16 protein-coding genes are annotated in these 15,682 nt (G+C 69.2%); 8 read left to right on the top strand and 8 right to left on the bottom strand.

Annotated features, from left to right (window positions below; translation table 11 throughout):
* Nucleotides 1–825: 825 nt before the first annotated feature.
* From ACIPEP_RS08405 to ACIPEP_RS08395, 3 genes are all read right to left on the bottom strand, one after another.
* The gene (locus ACIPEP_RS08405) at nucleotides 826–5,331 is read right to left on the bottom strand and encodes a beta strand repeat-containing protein (protein WP_402716991.1); all 4,506 of its coding nucleotides are present in this window, start codon (nucleotides 5,329–5,331) and stop codon (nucleotides 826–828) included.
* 192 nt (nucleotides 5,332–5,523) lie between these two features.
* Nucleotides 5,524–6,807, bottom strand: coding sequence for an SGNH/GDSL hydrolase family protein (locus ACIPEP_RS08400; protein WP_402716990.1), 1,284 nt, complete (start codon nucleotides 6,805–6,807; stop codon nucleotides 5,524–5,526).
* Nucleotides 6,808–6,989: 182 nt separating this feature from the next.
* Nucleotides 6,990–7,733: a hypothetical protein gene (locus ACIPEP_RS08395; RefSeq protein ID WP_402716989.1), complete on the bottom strand. Its 744-nt coding sequence runs from the start codon at nucleotides 7,731–7,733 to the stop codon at nucleotides 6,990–6,992.
* Between the two features lie 64 nt (nucleotides 7,734–7,797).
* On the opposite strand from ACIPEP_RS08395, the gene ACIPEP_RS08390 reads away from it, so the two are divergent.
* Both ACIPEP_RS08390 and ACIPEP_RS08385 read left to right on the top strand, forming a co-directional pair.
* Nucleotides 7,798–8,352: a TetR/AcrR family transcriptional regulator gene (locus tag ACIPEP_RS08390; RefSeq protein ID WP_402716988.1), complete on the top strand. Its 555-nt coding sequence runs from the start codon at nucleotides 7,798–7,800 to the stop codon at nucleotides 8,350–8,352.
* Nucleotides 8,353–8,419: 67 nt separating this feature from the next.
* Complete coding sequence (locus ACIPEP_RS08385) at nucleotides 8,420–8,893, top strand: hypothetical protein (protein ID WP_402716987.1); 474 nt, start codon at nucleotides 8,420–8,422, stop codon at nucleotides 8,891–8,893.
* A gap of 29 nt (nucleotides 8,894–8,922) precedes the next feature.
* On the opposite strand, the gene ACIPEP_RS08380 is transcribed toward ACIPEP_RS08385, so the two are convergent.
* The 4 genes from ACIPEP_RS08380 to ACIPEP_RS08365 form a co-directional block, all read right to left on the bottom strand.
* Nucleotides 8,923–9,234 carry a YciI-like protein gene (locus ACIPEP_RS08380; protein WP_336696796.1) on the bottom strand — a complete coding sequence of 104 codons (312 nt, stop codon included), beginning with the start codon at nucleotides 9,232–9,234 and terminating at the stop codon, nucleotides 8,923–8,925.
* A gap of 75 nt (nucleotides 9,235–9,309) precedes the next feature.
* The gene (locus ACIPEP_RS08375; protein ID WP_071294276.1) at nucleotides 9,310–9,918 is read right to left on the bottom strand and encodes a TetR/AcrR family transcriptional regulator; all 609 of its coding nucleotides are present in this window, start codon (nucleotides 9,916–9,918) and stop codon (nucleotides 9,310–9,312) included.
* A 68-nt stretch (nucleotides 9,919–9,986) separates the two neighbouring features.
* On the bottom strand, nucleotides 9,987–10,544 hold the full coding sequence (locus tag ACIPEP_RS08370; RefSeq protein WP_402716986.1) for a MarR family winged helix-turn-helix transcriptional regulator: 558 nt from the start codon (nucleotides 10,542–10,544) through the stop codon (nucleotides 9,987–9,989).
* A gap of 46 nt (nucleotides 10,545–10,590) precedes the next feature.
* Nucleotides 10,591–10,773 carry a hypothetical protein gene (locus tag ACIPEP_RS08365; RefSeq protein WP_070417401.1) on the bottom strand — a complete coding sequence of 61 codons (183 nt, stop codon included), beginning with the start codon at nucleotides 10,771–10,773 and terminating at the stop codon, nucleotides 10,591–10,593.
* Nucleotides 10,774–11,048: 275 nt separating this feature from the next.
* On the opposite strand from ACIPEP_RS08365, the gene ACIPEP_RS08360 reads away from it, so the two are divergent.
* From ACIPEP_RS08360 to ACIPEP_RS08335, 6 genes are all read left to right on the top strand, one after another.
* The gene (locus tag ACIPEP_RS08360; RefSeq protein ID WP_071294275.1) at nucleotides 11,049–11,480 is read left to right on the top strand and encodes an Hsp20/alpha crystallin family protein; all 432 of its coding nucleotides are present in this window, start codon (nucleotides 11,049–11,051) and stop codon (nucleotides 11,478–11,480) included.
* Between the two features lie 11 nt (nucleotides 11,481–11,491).
* Nucleotides 11,492–11,812, top strand: a complete 321-nt coding sequence (locus ACIPEP_RS08355; RefSeq protein ID WP_071302246.1) for a hypothetical protein — start codon at nucleotides 11,492–11,494, stop codon at nucleotides 11,810–11,812.
* Between the two features lie 74 nt (nucleotides 11,813–11,886).
* On the top strand, nucleotides 11,887–12,573 hold the full coding sequence (locus tag ACIPEP_RS08350) for an SDR family NAD(P)-dependent oxidoreductase (protein ID WP_071302247.1): 687 nt from the start codon (nucleotides 11,887–11,889) through the stop codon (nucleotides 12,571–12,573).
* A gap of 124 nt (nucleotides 12,574–12,697) precedes the next feature.
* Nucleotides 12,698–12,859: a hypothetical protein gene (locus tag ACIPEP_RS08345; RefSeq protein ID WP_175475656.1), complete on the top strand. Its 162-nt coding sequence runs from the start codon at nucleotides 12,698–12,700 to the stop codon at nucleotides 12,857–12,859.
* Between the two features lie 34 nt (nucleotides 12,860–12,893).
* Nucleotides 12,894–14,195 carry a sensor histidine kinase gene (locus tag ACIPEP_RS08340; protein ID WP_402716985.1) on the top strand — a complete coding sequence of 434 codons (1,302 nt, stop codon included), beginning with the start codon at nucleotides 12,894–12,896 and terminating at the stop codon, nucleotides 14,193–14,195.
* The gene (locus ACIPEP_RS08335) at nucleotides 14,192–14,863 is read left to right on the top strand and encodes a response regulator transcription factor (protein ID WP_071302248.1); all 672 of its coding nucleotides are present in this window, start codon (nucleotides 14,192–14,194) and stop codon (nucleotides 14,861–14,863) included. The genes ACIPEP_RS08340 and ACIPEP_RS08335 overlap by 4 nt, the downstream gene beginning before the upstream one ends.
* Nucleotides 14,864–14,879: 16 nt before the next feature.
* Here the strand turns inward: ACIPEP_RS08335 and ACIPEP_RS08330 are convergent, their stop codons facing one another.
* Entirely contained in the window at nucleotides 14,880–15,611 is a 732-nt protein-coding gene (locus ACIPEP_RS08330) for a TetR/AcrR family transcriptional regulator (RefSeq protein ID WP_402716984.1), read from the bottom strand.
* Nucleotides 15,612–15,682 lie beyond the last annotated feature (71 nt).

Raw genomic sequence — 15,682 nt, 5'->3', positions numbered from 1 at the left:
AGTTGACTCCTCCAATAAGTTGCAGGGGTTGCCGCACTTCTGCAGCAAGCGTTGGGTGGGAGGCGAGGTCATCGGACATGCTCATAAGCATGCCTCGTTAAGTGATCGGTGCGCAGCCAGTACGGAGGGTTTGGGCCGCACGCGACGTTCGCATCTGCGCCGTCCGTCTGTAACGGAGGTGCCCGGGGCACGGGACGGACACGCGGACTGGACATCACCCGTCATGCGTCAACCGGCGGAGTCCCCCGTGTTGCCCAGACGAAACCGACCCCCGATGATTGGGCCGATCAGATTGACAGCTACTCCCTTTCCTGCGCTAATCTTCATGCCGAGCGCCGGCCGCAACTCAAATGCGTTTAATAATTGGAGAATTCCACCGCAACGGCGAGAGCTATTGTCAACATGGCAAACAGGTGTCGCCAAGCGTGCTTGCTCGTCACCCTTTGAATGCCCCGCAGCCGCGTCCGATAAGAGCCCAACAACTCCGGGCGTGGCCCTCTTCAAGGAAAGATAGAAGCCCGCCAACGCGAGACGGCTGATTACGCGCTTCCTTGCCGCGCTGTCGTCGGCACTCTTCGCTTTTCTCGAGCTACGGCAGACGCCTGAGCCAAAGCACCAGGAAAAATGTCCCACCGCCGCCAAACAGCACGAGCGGGACGGATGTGCCTGCGGCGATCGACCACGCTGCCGCTGGGTTATGCACTGCCGTAAAAACGAGAACGATAAACGCAATGGGGATCATTGCCACTGCAAGCCCAACAATCGCGAGAGTTAGGCACACTGCACTTTGTCTACCCGCCCAGTTGCGCATCTGAATACCTTCCCCTAGGGAGTGGATTTTGGGCCCGTGATGAATTGCGTTGAGGAAAATCCGCAGTCGGCGCCGACTCCACCAGAACCGAACCCGTCACTGTACCCTCCGGAGGAACTAAAGTCGTAGGCGCCTGAGTACGGTCCGAGAGCGCCATTACACGTGAAGCTATTGAGACTATTACCCGCGTCCCCCGGCGCGCCTGTCACCGAGCCACTAGCGCCCGGAGCGCCCGGAACGCCGAACACGCTGGCACCATAGTAGCCAGTGACGGCAACACCGGTGCTGTCTGTCGTGATACCGAAGCTCGCACATATAAAGGCACAGGCCCCAAGGGAGTAAGTAGTATAGCGGCCCGTTGCGTCACTACTGTTGATGGGATCGTCGGCGGCATAGGCGTATCGCGCAGCGTTACTGGGGCTGAGGGGTGCGTCGAGGGTGTCTCGCTGCATCCATCCGCCGGTTTCGGTCGTTTGCCACCGGTATCCGAATTTGGTAAGCCCGACGTCGGTGCTGGACGAGCGGAGGCCGCTCTTGAATCCATACGGGTTTTGCTGCCATTGCGCGCTCGAACCGCCGTTGACTGTTTCGGCGCCGTAGGGGTCATAGCTGACGGTGTAGGCGATGTTGCCGGTGTCGGCGATCGCTGCTGCGGGGTTTCCGATCCCATCGACGACCCACATGCTTGTGACACCGTCAGTCGTTTGCAGGTCTAGTGGCTGTCCGGTGGTCGGGTCGCTGATCACCGATGCGGTTCCGGTACCGGCCACGGTGCGGGATGTGATGCCCTTGCCATACGTGTAGTCGTACTCCGCTCCTCCGTCTGTGGACTGCTTGAGGAGTTTGTTCATGTCGGCGCCGGCGTACTCGTACCGGGTGGTGACGCCGTTCTTCGTCGACGCGGTCAGCTGCTGCGCGTCGTTGTAGATGAACGTCTCACCCGGTGCCGCGGTGAGGTTCCCGACGCCGTCGTACGCGTACCCGGCCGAGGTAATCTGCCCGATCGAGTTGAACGTCAGCGTCTGCGAGCTCGTGGCGTCACCGGTCTGCTTCGCGGTGAGCCGGTTCCCCGCCGCGTCGTACGTGTACGCCCACGTTGTGTTCGTCGCACCGCCGGCCTGAGCGGCCTTGGTGAGGCGGCTGTTGGAGTCGTACGTGTACGAGGTGGTCTTCTGACCGCTGCCGGGGAGGTCGTTGCGGGACCACTGCAGCTTGTCGCGGTCGTTGGCCTTGTCCGCAGCGCAGTCGCCGCTGGTAGCGGCGCCGGCGATGTAGCAGTAGAGGGTGTTCACGACCGGGGTTGCGTCGTTGTCGCCGGCCCAGGCGTGGACGCGGGTGACCTTGCTGGAGGAGTCGTAGTCGATGTGCTGGTGGCCCTGCCACGACGCCGGCTTTACGCCGGGTGTTGCGGCGCTGGAGGCGCCAAGCCAGGTGTCGGTGCGGCGGCCGTGATCGTCGGTGAGGTAGATCTGCTTCGCCGTCCCGGCATCGGTCGGGTACGTGGTCGCGGTGAGCACGTTCGACGGGTCGTAGTTGTGCGTGACGTCACCGTGCTGATCCGTGACCCGGACCGTGTTCCCGGCGAGGTCGTATCCGTAGGAGACGGTGCCGCCGCCGGCGGTGTTGACCGTGGAGATGAGGCGGTTGCGCTGGTCGAACGTGTTCGTCACGGTGCCGGTCGCGGACTGCTGGGTGAGCTGGTTGCCGTTGCCGTCGTACGTGTTCGTCACAGTCAGAGCGCTGTCGGCGAACGTCGTCGTCAGGAGCCGGTCGTCGTTGTCGTACGTGTATGAGGTGACGCCGCCACCACCGTCGGTGTGGGACGAGACGCGGCCGAAGTCGTCGTAGGCGTACTTCTGCTGTCCGACCGTGTTCGCCGGCGCGTCGATGGTGAACAGCTGGTTGTAGTCGTCGTAGTTGTACGTCGTCTTTACCGTGTTACCGGGAGCGGTCGCGGACTTCACCGCACCCCACGCGTACTTGTCCCCGTCCTTCTTGTTGTTGTACTCGAGCTTCGCCTCAGCAGCTTCCGGACCACTGCCGGTGCCCGTCGAGGTCTGGTTCCCGGGGCCGTCGTAGCCGTACTTCGTCTCGTTGCCGGAGCTGTCCGTCGTGGAAGCCGGCAGGTACGCCGTCGGCGCCGCGTTGCCGTACTCCCCGATGCTGGTGCTGCCGGAGGCGGACTGCGACTGCGTCAACGACTGGCCGTTGTTGCCGTCGAACTTGTTGTTCGTCACCGAGGCGTCAGTACCGCTGCCTACCGTCGAGCTCTCCACGCCGTTATTGGTGGACTTGTAGGTGCGCGATCGGTCGCGGCCGGCCGCGTCCTTGACGTTGGTGACGAGGTCGCGAGCGTTGAGCGTGTACGTGGTGTGGTCCGCGGTCGCGACGGGCTGCGACTGGTTCGAGCGGGGGTCGGCGACCTGCGTGGTGTCACCGTCCGTGTACGCGAAGCGGGTCACCGCGGTCCCCGGGGATCCGGCGGTGGTGTTCGCCTGCGACACCTTCGTGACCCGCTTGGTGGAGTCGTACGTGAACGAGGTCACCCCGCCGGTCGGTGCGGTGATCGAGGTGAGGTCCCCGCTCGTGTATCCGAACGTGGTCGTCGCTCCGGTCGCGTCCGTGTACGTCGTGATGTCACCCGCGGCGTTCTTCGTCCACGAAACACTCCGCGACGACGAGCCGGAGGTCTGCGTGAACGTCGTCTTCCCGTTCGCGTACGACACGTTCGCCGTCTTCGCGCCATCAGTGCCGGCAGTGGAGACCAGGGTGCCGAGCGAGAACTTGTCCGCCGCCACGTTGAAGCTGACCTGGTTGCCGTTGCGGTCGTTGACCGACTTGGGCTGGCCGCCGAGGGTGAAGTGGATGACCTGGTTCGTCGTCCACGACGTCAGCGTGTACTCCCGCGTGTCCGCGTTCGCGACCCGCGCCAACGTCATCTGCAGGCCTGGCGGGGACGTGAACCCACCCGCGGTCCCGGTGGGCTTGAACTGCCACGCCGTCCCGACCGCGTCCGTGTAGACCACACCGGCAGCGTTCGCCGACAGGTCCCCGGCACCCGCGAGGGCGTACTGCCACCGGTTCGCTTCCATCGTGTTGCTGTTCGCCGTCGTCGTCGACCGCGAGTTGTACGCAGCACCGATCGTCGTGCTCTGCGTCACACCCGGCAGCGTCAGCGCACTCGTGGTGACGAGCAGGTTACCTGTGCCGACGTCGACGCTCGCGTTGGTCTGGTCCGAGATCGGGAACGGCAGCGTCGTCGCGGACGTCCGCTGCCCGGTGACGTTCGTCGACACGGGTCCGCCCGGCAGCCAGTTGTAGGTGCCCTGCAGGTCGAGGACGAAGTCCGTGGTCCCCGATGAAACGTTCTGGATCCGCACCTTCCCGTTCGACCCCACGGGCAGGATCGCCGTCGTCGTCCGGATCGACGACGTCGGCGCATACCCGATGACCGCGCCGGTGGGCTCGGAGGAACCGTCCGCCCATGCCTTCGCGTACCCGCCGGTCGTGCCCGAGTGGATCGCCGTGACCGTCACCGCGACCGCCGACAGGCCACCCTCGACCGTCCCGATCCCAGCAACTCCCGCGACCTGCACCGCGACCGACGCATTCGCCCCGACGCTCGAGGACGTGCGGGTGTCGACGATGCGGCCCGTTCCCGGAGTGAACCCGCCACCCGGATTGCTGGGGACGAAGTACCCCTGCACGTCGACCTGGATCTGCACCGTGCCACCGTCGGGAGCGTTGTCGATCGTGATCTTCCCATCGGAGCCGACAGCGACCTGCGCGCTCATCGCCGTGGTCAGCTTCGTCGACGGGTAGTTCAACGACCCCGTGCTCTTGGGTCCATCGGACGGCGACGGACGCACCCACCCGGCCCCACCGCCGGTGTTCTGCACCACGACACTGACCGCGACCGCGGCCGCGTTCGTCGGAACGCCACCCTTGCCGGTGACCTGGAACGTGATGCTGTCCCCACCCGACAGGGCACCCTGCCGCACGTTCGTGCCGTCCGCCGTGTTCGCGATCCGGGTCCCGGACAGCGGAACGAACCCGCCAGCGCCGACACCGTTCGCCGTGGACGTGTAGTAGCCGGTCACGTCCAGGATCACCCGCGACTGCGCAGTCGTCGTGTCGATCCGGATGGATCCGTCGTCCCCGACCGCGAGCAACGACGTGTTCGACGTGTTCCCCGCCACTCCGCTGCCGTAGATCATCAGCAGCGTCGGCCCGTCGCTCGACTCCGCTCGACCCTTCAGCTGCCCGGTGCCGTTCGCGTCCGCGACCGTCGCCAGCACACTGATCGCGCCGACACCGTCAGCGGGGATCCCCTTCACCCCGGCTACCGGCACCGTCGTCGACGACCCGGCAGGCGTGGCGCCGTCGAAGATCCTGGCGTTGGTCGGCATCGGCACGAACTGCCCACCCGTACCCGTCGCGACCGCCTGCGCCGGAGCAGGTGGCGAGACCACCGCCAACAACGACCCCAGCAGCGCCACCAGCGTGACGACGGCCAGCACGACCCAAGGAGAACGAACAGACAACGGCGACGTCGCGAACACGCGCAGAACCCCTCAACAGGTCACCACCAGCGAATCCGCCCCCATGACGGCACTGTGCAACCACACAGAACGCTACGGAGCATCCCTCACCACTGCTCCCCCACTACAGGGGGTAGAAAGTTCCGCGTCCGAACCGATAGGGCTCCGGCCCTACCGGATCACGAGGTCGTCGAGCCGAGCTCGAGTGTCGGTGATCCGGACACCGCTCCTCGTGGCGGACCCGTTGAAGCTGTCCGCGCTGGAGTACACGGCGGGACCGTCGACGTAGACCTTGATCTTCGCGCCGTCGGCCCTGACCCGCACGGTCGAGCCGGGCTTGACCTCGCGGCTCAGTGCCTTACCGATCTGGATGAACCGCCCGTTGACCCGCTTGTAGACCTTCGCGTTGCCCTTGCCCGACCCGTGGACGTCGAGCACGAAGTAGTCCTTGGCGCTGCTCAGTCGCCACACCGGCCCCGCACCCTTCGAGGAGATCGCCGTCATGGTGAGGCTGATGTCGACCGCAGCCTTCTTCGTGTCGACGGTAGCCGCGGATTCACGAACGGCCCCGCTGCTGGCTCGGTAGGCACGGCCACCAGAGATGCCGTACTTCACTCCGCCGACCGTGGAGTAGGACCGGCCGTGCAGGTCCTTGCCGAGTCCGGTGATCATGTCGGGCCGGTTGAACGAGTCGTAGCGAACCGCCGGCGCCGGCGTCAGGACGTTCTGCCCCTCACGGAGCCGCACCCCGCTCAGTGCTGAGGTGATCGTCTCCGTGATGTGCGCCTGCCCGACGTCGTTCGGGTGCTGCCCGTCGGGCCCGATCATCGTCGCCTTGTTCCACCCGGTGAAGGCATCGGCGATGATGACCGATCCGTCCTTCGGGTAGGCCGCGACGACGCTGCGGAGGTAGCGGTTGTACCGGACGACGTCAGCGTCGGTCGGGGGTGACGAGTACCACGCGTAGCCCTTCGTCGTCGACGGGGTGTCGAGCACGATGACGATCGTGGGTGGGAACGGCCCGGTTCCCCGCACCCAGTCGATGAAGCCCCGGACGTTCGCCTTGAACGTGGCCTCGGGCACGTGGCGGCCGACGTCGTTCTGGTTCCCGAGGTACGAGACGACCCCGTAGTCGCCGCGGTTCCACGTCGAGCGCGCGCGGTCGAGGATCTGTGCCGTGGAGGCCCCGCTGATGGTCTCGTTCGACCAGAGCGTCGGATCCGCGCCGAGGCTCGTGCGGACCATGGACGGGTACATCCGGCTCGGCACCGAATCGGAACCGAGTTGGACCTGTCCGAACGAGTGACCGTACGCTGCGTACCGCACACCACGCAGCGCGTCGTTGCCGGGCGACGGAGCGGCCTGCACACCGCTCGGTAGGAGCGCACCGATGACCGCGAGGACGGCAGTGGCCGCCGTGATCACGGCAGAGCGGTGTCCACGGGTCGTGCGCATGTTCGTCCCCCTCCGGACGCCCCATGCGCCGCGACAGATACAGGCACATCGATCGCACCCCCGCCTACGCTAGGGCAGAAACAAGCTCACCTTCTGCTCCCCGTTCGCGTGACACGCAGAGGAACGGGGCAACGCCCCGCCTGGAGATGACGACCGGACCGGACCGTTCGGTCGGGCGAGCGCTACCGGTCGCGAGCTGCGAGCCACTCATCGAACGTCGGGCCGACCACCTCGACGTCGTCCGCGGGCAGGAGTGCACCGTCACGGAACGCCCGGCCCGTGCGGCCCGGGATCGGCATCGGGACGGGCACCACGCCGGGATGCGGCAGCGCCGTCGTCATCGCCCACAGCGACGTCGTCTCGGGCCCGGCGACCTCCACGACCGGCGCGGTCCGCTGGCCCGTCGCGACCTCGGCCACCACCGTCGCCACCGCTGCGAGCGACACCGGAGCGATGGTCATCCGCGGCACGAACGCGATCGGCCCGACGCGCAACCGCTCGAGGTTCTGCGCGGCGAACTCGAACCACTGGGCCGAACGGACGATCGTGGCGCCCCGGCCCGCCGCTCCCGCTGCCTGCTCCTGTGCGGTCTTGCCGGCGAAGTACCCGTAGCCCTGCACCTCGGACCTGGTGCAGTTGACGATGGACAGCAGCACGTGTCGCGCCCCGGACCGTTCGGCCGCCGCACCGACCACCGCCGTCGAGCGCGTGAAGAAGTCCGTCGCACGCCGCCGACTCGTCGTGAACCGCCCGGTCGCCTCGACGATGACCTCCGGCCGGACCGACGCCAGCCGATCGACCGCGTCGTCCGCGAGCACGTCGAACCCCGACGACCGGGACAACCTCGTGACCGAGCAGCCGTGCGCCCCCAGCGCTGCCTCGATCGCGACTCCGGAGATCCCGCCCCCGACCACTGCAACCCGCATCGTGCCCCCTTCGGCTCTACATCCGTAGAGAACACTACGATGGTAGAGGCGAGAGGGGAAGAGCATGGGGCGACGCGAGGACCTGGCGGACGCGGGAGTACGGCTCACCGCTCGCGGTGGGGTCCGAGCCCTGACGCACCGGGCTGTCGACACCGAGGCCGGAGTGCCTGCCGGATCGACGTCGTACTACGCGTCGACGCGGCGCGAACTGACCGCGCTCGTCGTCGCGCGCATCACGGAGCAGCTGTCGACGGAGCTGCGCGCGTTGCGTCTCCCCGAGCCACTCGACGACGCGACGGTCGTCGAGGTCGCCGCCACGTTCCTCCAGGGCCTCGCAGAGCGGGCGGAGGCGCAAGCCGCTCGCCTGGCCCTCCTCCTGGAGCTCCGGGACGACGAAGCGCTCCGCGCACCCCTCACCGGCGCGGACCCGGTGCGCGCCGCGCTGCTCGCCACGGCGGAGGACCTGCTCGACCGCATCGGCGTCGACCACCCCCGGCGATCCGCGGTCGACCTCGTCGGACTCGTCGATGCACTGCTGCTCTACCGCGTCGCGGGGGTCGCGCCCGTGGACGACCGAGCGGTGCTCGGCGCGTACGTCGCAGGGCTCCCGCGCAACTGAACGCCCCCTCACCGACTCGCAGCTGCACCGCGCGATCGCCGGGTCCACCCCCTGCCAGGATGAGCGCGTGGGGAGACGTCGACTCGTGCTCCGAGGGGTGGTCGCCGCCGTGCTCGTGGCGGCCGGCACGGTGACCGTGGTGTCGGTGACGCACGCGCAGACCTTGGCGGTGCGGCTCCCGCCCGCGAGCGCGTCCTCCGAACAGGTCCTCCGCGTCTACCTCCGGGCCGCGAAGGCACACGACTGTGCTGTCACCGAGGCCCTCACCGACGAAAGCGGCGGCTCGGACACGGCCTGGTGCGGCGGACGGTCCCCGTCCTCGTGGTTCGACGACCACCCCGACCTGCTCGGCTACCGGCACATCGGGGCGGTCTCGCGACTGAGCGCGAAGGAGACGGGCCGGTCCGCGGAGGAGTGCATCCCGGTCGACGTCACCGAGACGAACATGACGGGCGCCGAACCCGGCGACCTCCCCGGGTGGCAGTTCTGCTTCCTCCACACGCCGGCCGGCTGGCGCCTGACCGACGAGGGCTACGGCTGACCCGATGCCGTCGCCGGTTCCCGAGAGCCTCAGTCGGGGCGGACCGGTCCCGCTGCGAGATCGCCCACCACGGTCGTCCACGGTCGCGCGGTCCACGACGTCACGAGTCCCCCGGTCACGTACGGGTCCGTCGCCGCGAACGCCCGCGCACGCCCGAGCGCGTCGTCGCCGACGAAGACGATCAGCGCGGTGAACGGTCCGCTTCCCTCGCCGACCGCACCGCCGAGGAGCAGCTCGCCGCGCTCCGCCGCAGCCCAGGCCGCCCGGAGGTGCTGCTGGCGGAACGCGTCTCGGCGCTCGAGGTAGTCGTCGACGTAGGTGTACTCGAGTACGGCGTGCATGGTCCTGCTCCGATCCGGTCGTCAGCGGGACCCACGGCCCCGCTGACACGAGTGTGGCAGGACCGGCTGGTCCGGTCAGCCCGCCGGCGGCACGATCTGCTCGAGCAACCGCAGCACCCGCTCGCCGTCGACCGCGTCGGGGTCGAGCAGCCACTGCACCTGCAGTCCGTCCGACGCCGCGATGCTCAGGGACGCCAGGTCGACGGGGTCCAGGTCCGCCCGGATCCGCCCGGACGCCTGGTCCGCCTCGATCAACTCCGCCAGGTCCGCCCGCAGCCGGGTGAACCGTTCCCGCATGAACTCCCGCGTGGCGGGGTGCCCCTCCTGCACGGCATCGGCCGCCAGGGTCGTGTACAGCTGCACCAGCCCCGGGACCGCGCGATTCCGCGAGGCGCTCTCCCGCATGTCCCCGATCGCGGACTTCATCCGGTCCGGTGCCCCCTGCTCGCGGACCTCGTGCTCGCGGTAGACCGCGAGCAGCAGTTCGTCGCGGCTCGGGAAGTAGTGCCGCAGCGCCGCGTGGGTGATCCCGAGGGCGTCGGCGACGGATCGCAGCGAGGACGCGTCGACACCCTGCTCGGCGACCATGCGGATCGTCTCGTCGAGGATCTGCGTCCGTCGTTCGGCACCCTTGCGGTAGCCGCGTCGCGGCAGGGCCGCGTCGTCGTCGGCAGGGTGCGTCATGCGCCCAACTTACCGCTGGAAGGTTTTTTCCGGGAGGCGCGGCTCGGCGCCGTCACGGACCGCCCGCTTCAGGAGTCGTACAGCTCCGCGTCGCCGTCCGGGTCGACCGTGTACTCGTCGACGGGAGCGGGCGCGCCACCGACGAGGGCCTCGGTGATCTGGACGAGGCAGCGGGCGAGGACGTCGTTCTCCTCGGAGGACAGGTGGTCCATCACCTCGACCACGGCTTCGTGGAAGCGTGCGTAGGACGCGTCGATCTTCTTCGCCGCCTGCACCGTGGGCTCGAGCACCTGTGCCCGACGGTCGCTGGGGTGCGGCGCGCGGACGAGGTCGCCCTTCTCGACGAGCCCGTCGACGATCTTCGTCACCGACGCGTTCGAGACGTTGAGCATGACGGCGAGGTCCTTGGGCCCCATCGCCCGGCCGTCCCGGTGCGCCTGGAGCATGTACCGGACGGCGAGGAACTCGTTCTTGGTGAGACCGCTCTCCGACCGCGCCTGTTCGAGCTGCTGTTCCTCGGCGTGCTGCAGGCGGAGGAGCGCGTCCACGGCGCCCTTCGCGGCACGCGACCGGGGTTCCCGGGCGTAGAGGTGCATGTGCTCACGGCGGACGACGGTCAACGGCATCTGGTCGGGTGTGCTCTCTGCCTGGTGCGAATCGGGGGTGCGGGGCCTAGGCCGCCGGGACCGAGAAGAAGTCGGCGTAGGACGGTTCGGAGCGACCGGACAGGAGCGACGGGTCCTGGATGCGGCGCTCGACGTAGGCGTCGATGATCGCGGGGTCGGTCAGACCGACGCGCGTGTGGGTGCCGCCGAGCCGTGCCTGTCGCGGCATCCCGGTGTACGTGCTGTGCATTGCGATACCGCCCCTCGTCGTCGTTGCTGTCCCCATCGGACGCCCGAAGTCTTTCACAACGTGAACGATCAGCAAAACGAACAATTCGTGTTCTGTACGGTTCACGCACTGAACAGTCAGCCCAGCCGAACTACATCACTGTCATTCACCGTCGCCGGGGATCCCCGACTCCGAGCGGATTCCGAGCGTTCTTTTGGCACTCGCCAGGCTTGAGTGCTAAAACATCTCGCAGTTGAGTCGAGGGGACTCAACCAGACACGAAGGAGTTGACACCGATGACGATGAACTTCGATCCGTTCCGCGAGCTGGACCGTCTCGCCGGCTCCCTCCTCGGCACCGCCGGCCCCCGCTCGATGCCGATGGACCTCTACCGCACAGGTGACCACTACGTCCTCGACGTCGACCTGCCCGGCATCGACCCGGGTTCCGTCGACATCGACGTGGACGGCTCGGTCCTGACCATCCGCGCCGAGCGCACCCTCGGCGCTCCCGAGGGCTCCCAGTGGCTCACCCGAGAGCGCCAGCCGGGCACGTACGTCCGTCAGCTGACGCTCGGCGACGGCCTCGACGCCGAGCGCATCACGGCGGGCTACGACAACGGCGTCCTGAGCGTCACGATCCCCGTGAAGGAGTCGGCGAAGCCGCGCAAGATCGCCGTCACGACGGGTGGCGGACGCGAGCAGCTCGCCGTCGGCAGCGGGGAGTAGGAGCGGCAGCCGTGTTCGACCTCGTCAACGCCCTGGTCGCGATCGCCGCCGTGACGGTCGCGCTCGCGCTGTCCAGTCTCGACCGACGGACCGCGGTCCTGCTCGGGGCGACGGGCGGCCTCGCGGGGAACTTCCTGACGTGGCTGGCCGTCCCGTCGCTCTGGGACCGGTGGGCCGTGGTGCCGTGGGTCGCCGCCGTCGCCGGCACCGTCCTGCTCATCGCGGGCTGGAGCGCCGTCCGGGCGTACTCGGGCCTGTTCGAGCCGCCGCGTGCGGACGAGACCGACACCGGCGCCCTCCTGACGGTCGGCGGGAGCGGGCGCCGCAGCTGATCGAACCGACGACGCCTCGGGCTCGGTGCACGACGTGTGCCGAGCCCGAGGCGTTCCGGGCGTAGCGTGACGGCGTGGACCTCGAACTGCAGAACCGTGTCGCGCTCGTCGTCGGAGGGAAGGGGTACATCGGCGCCGCCGTCGCCGATCGACTCCGGGCCGAGGGGGCGACCGTCGTCGTGGCCTCCCGGAGCGCCGGCGACTCCCCCGACAGCGTCGCGATCGACACCGCCGACCAGGCCTCCGTCGACGCCGGAGTCGCGCGGGTGCTCGAGCAGCACGGCCGCATCGACGCGCTCGTCGTGACCGCGGCCCCGAGCGCCGGCACCCTCGACCCGGCGAAGAAGTCCGACCCCGAGCAGGTCCTCACCGCGATCGACGGCAAGGCACTCGGATTCCTCCGCGTCGCCAACGCGGTGCTGCCGGCCCAGCGCGAGGCCGGGTTCGGACGCGTCGTCGTGATCAGCGGACAGAACGCCTACCTGTCGGGCAACATCACCGCGTCGCTCCGCAACACCGCGGTGAGCGTCATCGCGAAGAACCTCGCCGACGAGGCCGCCGGCTCCGGCGTCACGGTGAACGTCGTCAATCCGGGGCTGGTGACGGACACCCCCAGCACCGAGGTCCGCCCCGGCGGCCCCGGCGACTCGAGCCCGCAGCAGATCGCGGACCTCGTCGCGTTCCTCGCGTCGCCGCTGTCGGTGGTGTCCGGTGAGTCGATCTCGATCGCCCACCGCGTGCTGGGCCAGATCACCATCTGACCGACGGGCGGGTCCGGCAGATCGGTGCCACCTGCGGGCCAGGAGGCGCGGTGCGGGCCCGACCCGCGCCTCCAGGCCGCCACCCGGTCGCGTCGCGACGGACCAGACGCCTTCATCCGTGCGGATGAACGCGTTCACCCGTGCGCCCGATGCCCTGCGCGCCCCGCTCGGCGAGGCTCGGAGCATGGAGTCCTCGACGAAGCACACGATCGCCACCCTGCTGGTCTGCGCCGCGATCGTCACGGTCACGGCCACCGCCCTCATCGCGATGTCGCCCGTCCCGTGACCGGCGGACGACGCCCCCGTGCGATGATCGTGCCGTGACGGAACGGCGCACGTTCATCCGGCCGCTCGCCACCCGCTCGATCATCATCGACGTGGCCTGGGCGGTCTTCGCGGCGTTCGTCTTCCTGCTCCCGATCGACCTCGAGCTCGAACACGCGAGCTTCTTCGCGGTCCTCGCCGCGGCCGGGGCGATCGCGCTCCGACGGGTCTCGCCGTCCGCGGCGATGCTCATGGTCGTCGTCCTCGGCATCGTCCAGGTCGGCGGCGGTGAACGGCCGTCGCTCGTGGACGTCGCCATCTTCGTGGTCATCGGCACCGCGGCGGTCGTCGGCAGCCGCACCGAGGTCATCGTGTCGGGCCTGCTGGCGTTCGTGGCCGGCATCAGCGCGACGCTCTACCTCGCACTCACCGGCTTCCGGTTCCTCGTCCTCATCAACGGCCCGCGCGACCAGGCGTTCCTGGCGATGGCCGCACCGGTGACGGCGCTCCTCGGAGTCTGGGCGGGCGGGGTCGCCGTCCGGGCCTTCCGTTCGCGGGACCGCGAGTCCGAACGCCGGGCGGACGCCGAGGCCGCGGCGTCCCGAGCTGAGGCCGTCGCCACCGAGGCCGAGGCCACCGCCACCCGGGCCATCGACGTCGCCGAGTCCGAGCGGATCCGTGCGGACATCGCCCGCGACGTGCACGACGTGGTCGGCCACTCCCTCGCCGTGATCATCGCGCAGGCCGACTCGGTGCCGTTCCTCGCCGACGAGGCCCGCATCCGCGAGGTGAGCGCCACGATCGCGAGCACTGCCCGGAGCTCCCTCGTCGAGGTCCGGCAGGTGCTCGGGCACATCGACGGCTCCGGCGCCTCGACCGACCCGGGGTCGCTCGAGGAGATCGTGCAGGGCATCCGCGAGGCCGGGGTCGACGTCGACCAGGCCGTCCGCGGGGTCCCGGTGGTGCTCGGACCGGAGAGCGGGACCGCCGCCCGCCGGGTGCTGCAGGAGATGCTCACGAACGCGCTCCGACACGGTGCCCCCGGGATGCCGGTCACGGTGCGGGAGACGTGGCGGTCGGCCGACCTGGTGCTCGAGGTCGAGAACCTCGTCCCGACCGCCGGCACCGTCGGGACGGCCGCGCCCGGCGCCGGCACCGTCGGGACCGGCCCGATCGCCGTCGGGACCGGCCCGGTCGCCGTCCCGCCGGTGAGCACCCGCGGGTCCGGCCGTGGCCTCGCCGGCATGCAGTCCCGGCTCACCGCACTCGGCGGGTCCTTCGACGCCGCCGTCCTCGACGACGTGTTCGCCGCACGTGCCCGCATCCCGTTCGACGTCCTTGGGGGGACCAACCGATGACCGATCCGATCCGCATCCTGCTCACCGACGACCAGGCACTGTTCCGAGCCGGCCTCCGCGTCGTGCTCGACGCCCAGGACGACATGGTCGTCGTCGGCGAGGCGTCCGACGGCGCCGAGGCCCTGGCGCGCATCCCCGAGCTGCGACCGGACGTGATGCTCCTCGACATGCGGATGTCCGGCATGGACGGGGTCGAGACCGTCCGGCAGCTGTTCTCCGGTGCGGTCGAGGGGCCGCTCCCCCGCGTGGTCGTGCTGACGACGTTCGGCCTCGACCCCGCTGCCGCCACCGCGATCCGCCTCGGCGCGAGCGGGTTCCTGCTGAAGGACACCACGCCGCCGTTCCTGTTCGCGGCCGTCCGGGCGGTGCACGAGGGGAGCTCGGTGATCGCGCCGAACGACCTCTCCCAGCTGTTCGGCGCCGACGTCGAGCACGCGCCGGCTCCGCAGCCCGAGGCGTTCCAGTCGCTGACGGACCGGGAGCGCATCGTGTTCGGCTGGGCCTCGCGCGGGTTGTCGAACGCGGAGATCGCGGCGAAGGAGTTCGTCACGGAGTCCACGGTGAAGACGCAGATCTCGAGCATCCTCGGGAAGCTCGCGCTGCGGGACCGGGTACAGCTCGTGGTCTACGCGCACGACCACGGGCTGGCGGGCGCTCGCGACGCTTGACGCGCCGGGCGTCGAACTAGCGCTGGCCGGCCACCCGGTCGAGCCACTCGGCGAGCACTGCGCGCTCGGCGACCGACAGCACGTCGAGGTCCGACGCGACCGCCCGCAGCGTGATCGCGGCAGTCGTCACAGCGTCCGCAGTCGGCGAACCCGACGGCTCCGGCGGGCCCGCCACGAGGATCCTCCCCGACACCGCCGCGAACGCCTCGTCCGCCAGGCTCGGATCGCGCTCGTCCGCCGGTGTCGACAGCATCGCCAGCACCGCCCCCGTCCCGGCCGCGTGCACGAGGTCGACCGCCAGACGTTCCGGGACGGCGAGCCGTCCGGCTTCGGCGACGCGCCGGATGCGCTCGGCGAGCAGTGCGGTCCCGGCGCGTGCCGCCGCCGAGCGACGTCCTCGCTCGGGGTCGCTGAGCAGCACGAAGAGGTCGGGGTTCGCGAGACCGAAGCCGATCGTCATCGACCACCCGTGCCGGAGGTCATCGACGGGATCGGTGCGCTCGTCCCGTGCAGCCCGGACCGCCTCGGCCTTGACCGCGGCGAAGGTGGACATCGCGTGTTCCGCGACGGCCTCGAGCAGGCCGTCCTTGTCGCCGAACAGTCGGTAGATCGTCGGTGCCTGCACCCCGGCACCCTCGGCGACGGCGCGCGTGGTCACCGCCGCGGCCCCCCGCTCACGGAGCATCGCACCGGCGACCTCGACGATCCGTGCCCGCGTCTCGTCTCGCTGCGTTGCCTGCTCGATCACGGAACAACGATAACAAAACAGCGATAGCAGTGTGTTACCTTCGATCACACCAATCGGTTACCAACGGTACG

This window comes from Curtobacterium sp. NPDC087082 (assembly GCF_044745045.1).
GTDB lineage: Bacteria > Actinomycetota > Actinomycetes > Actinomycetales > Microbacteriaceae > Curtobacterium.
Note: the sequence above shows the minus strand (reverse complement) of the source record. Positions and strands in the feature narration are given on the sequence as shown.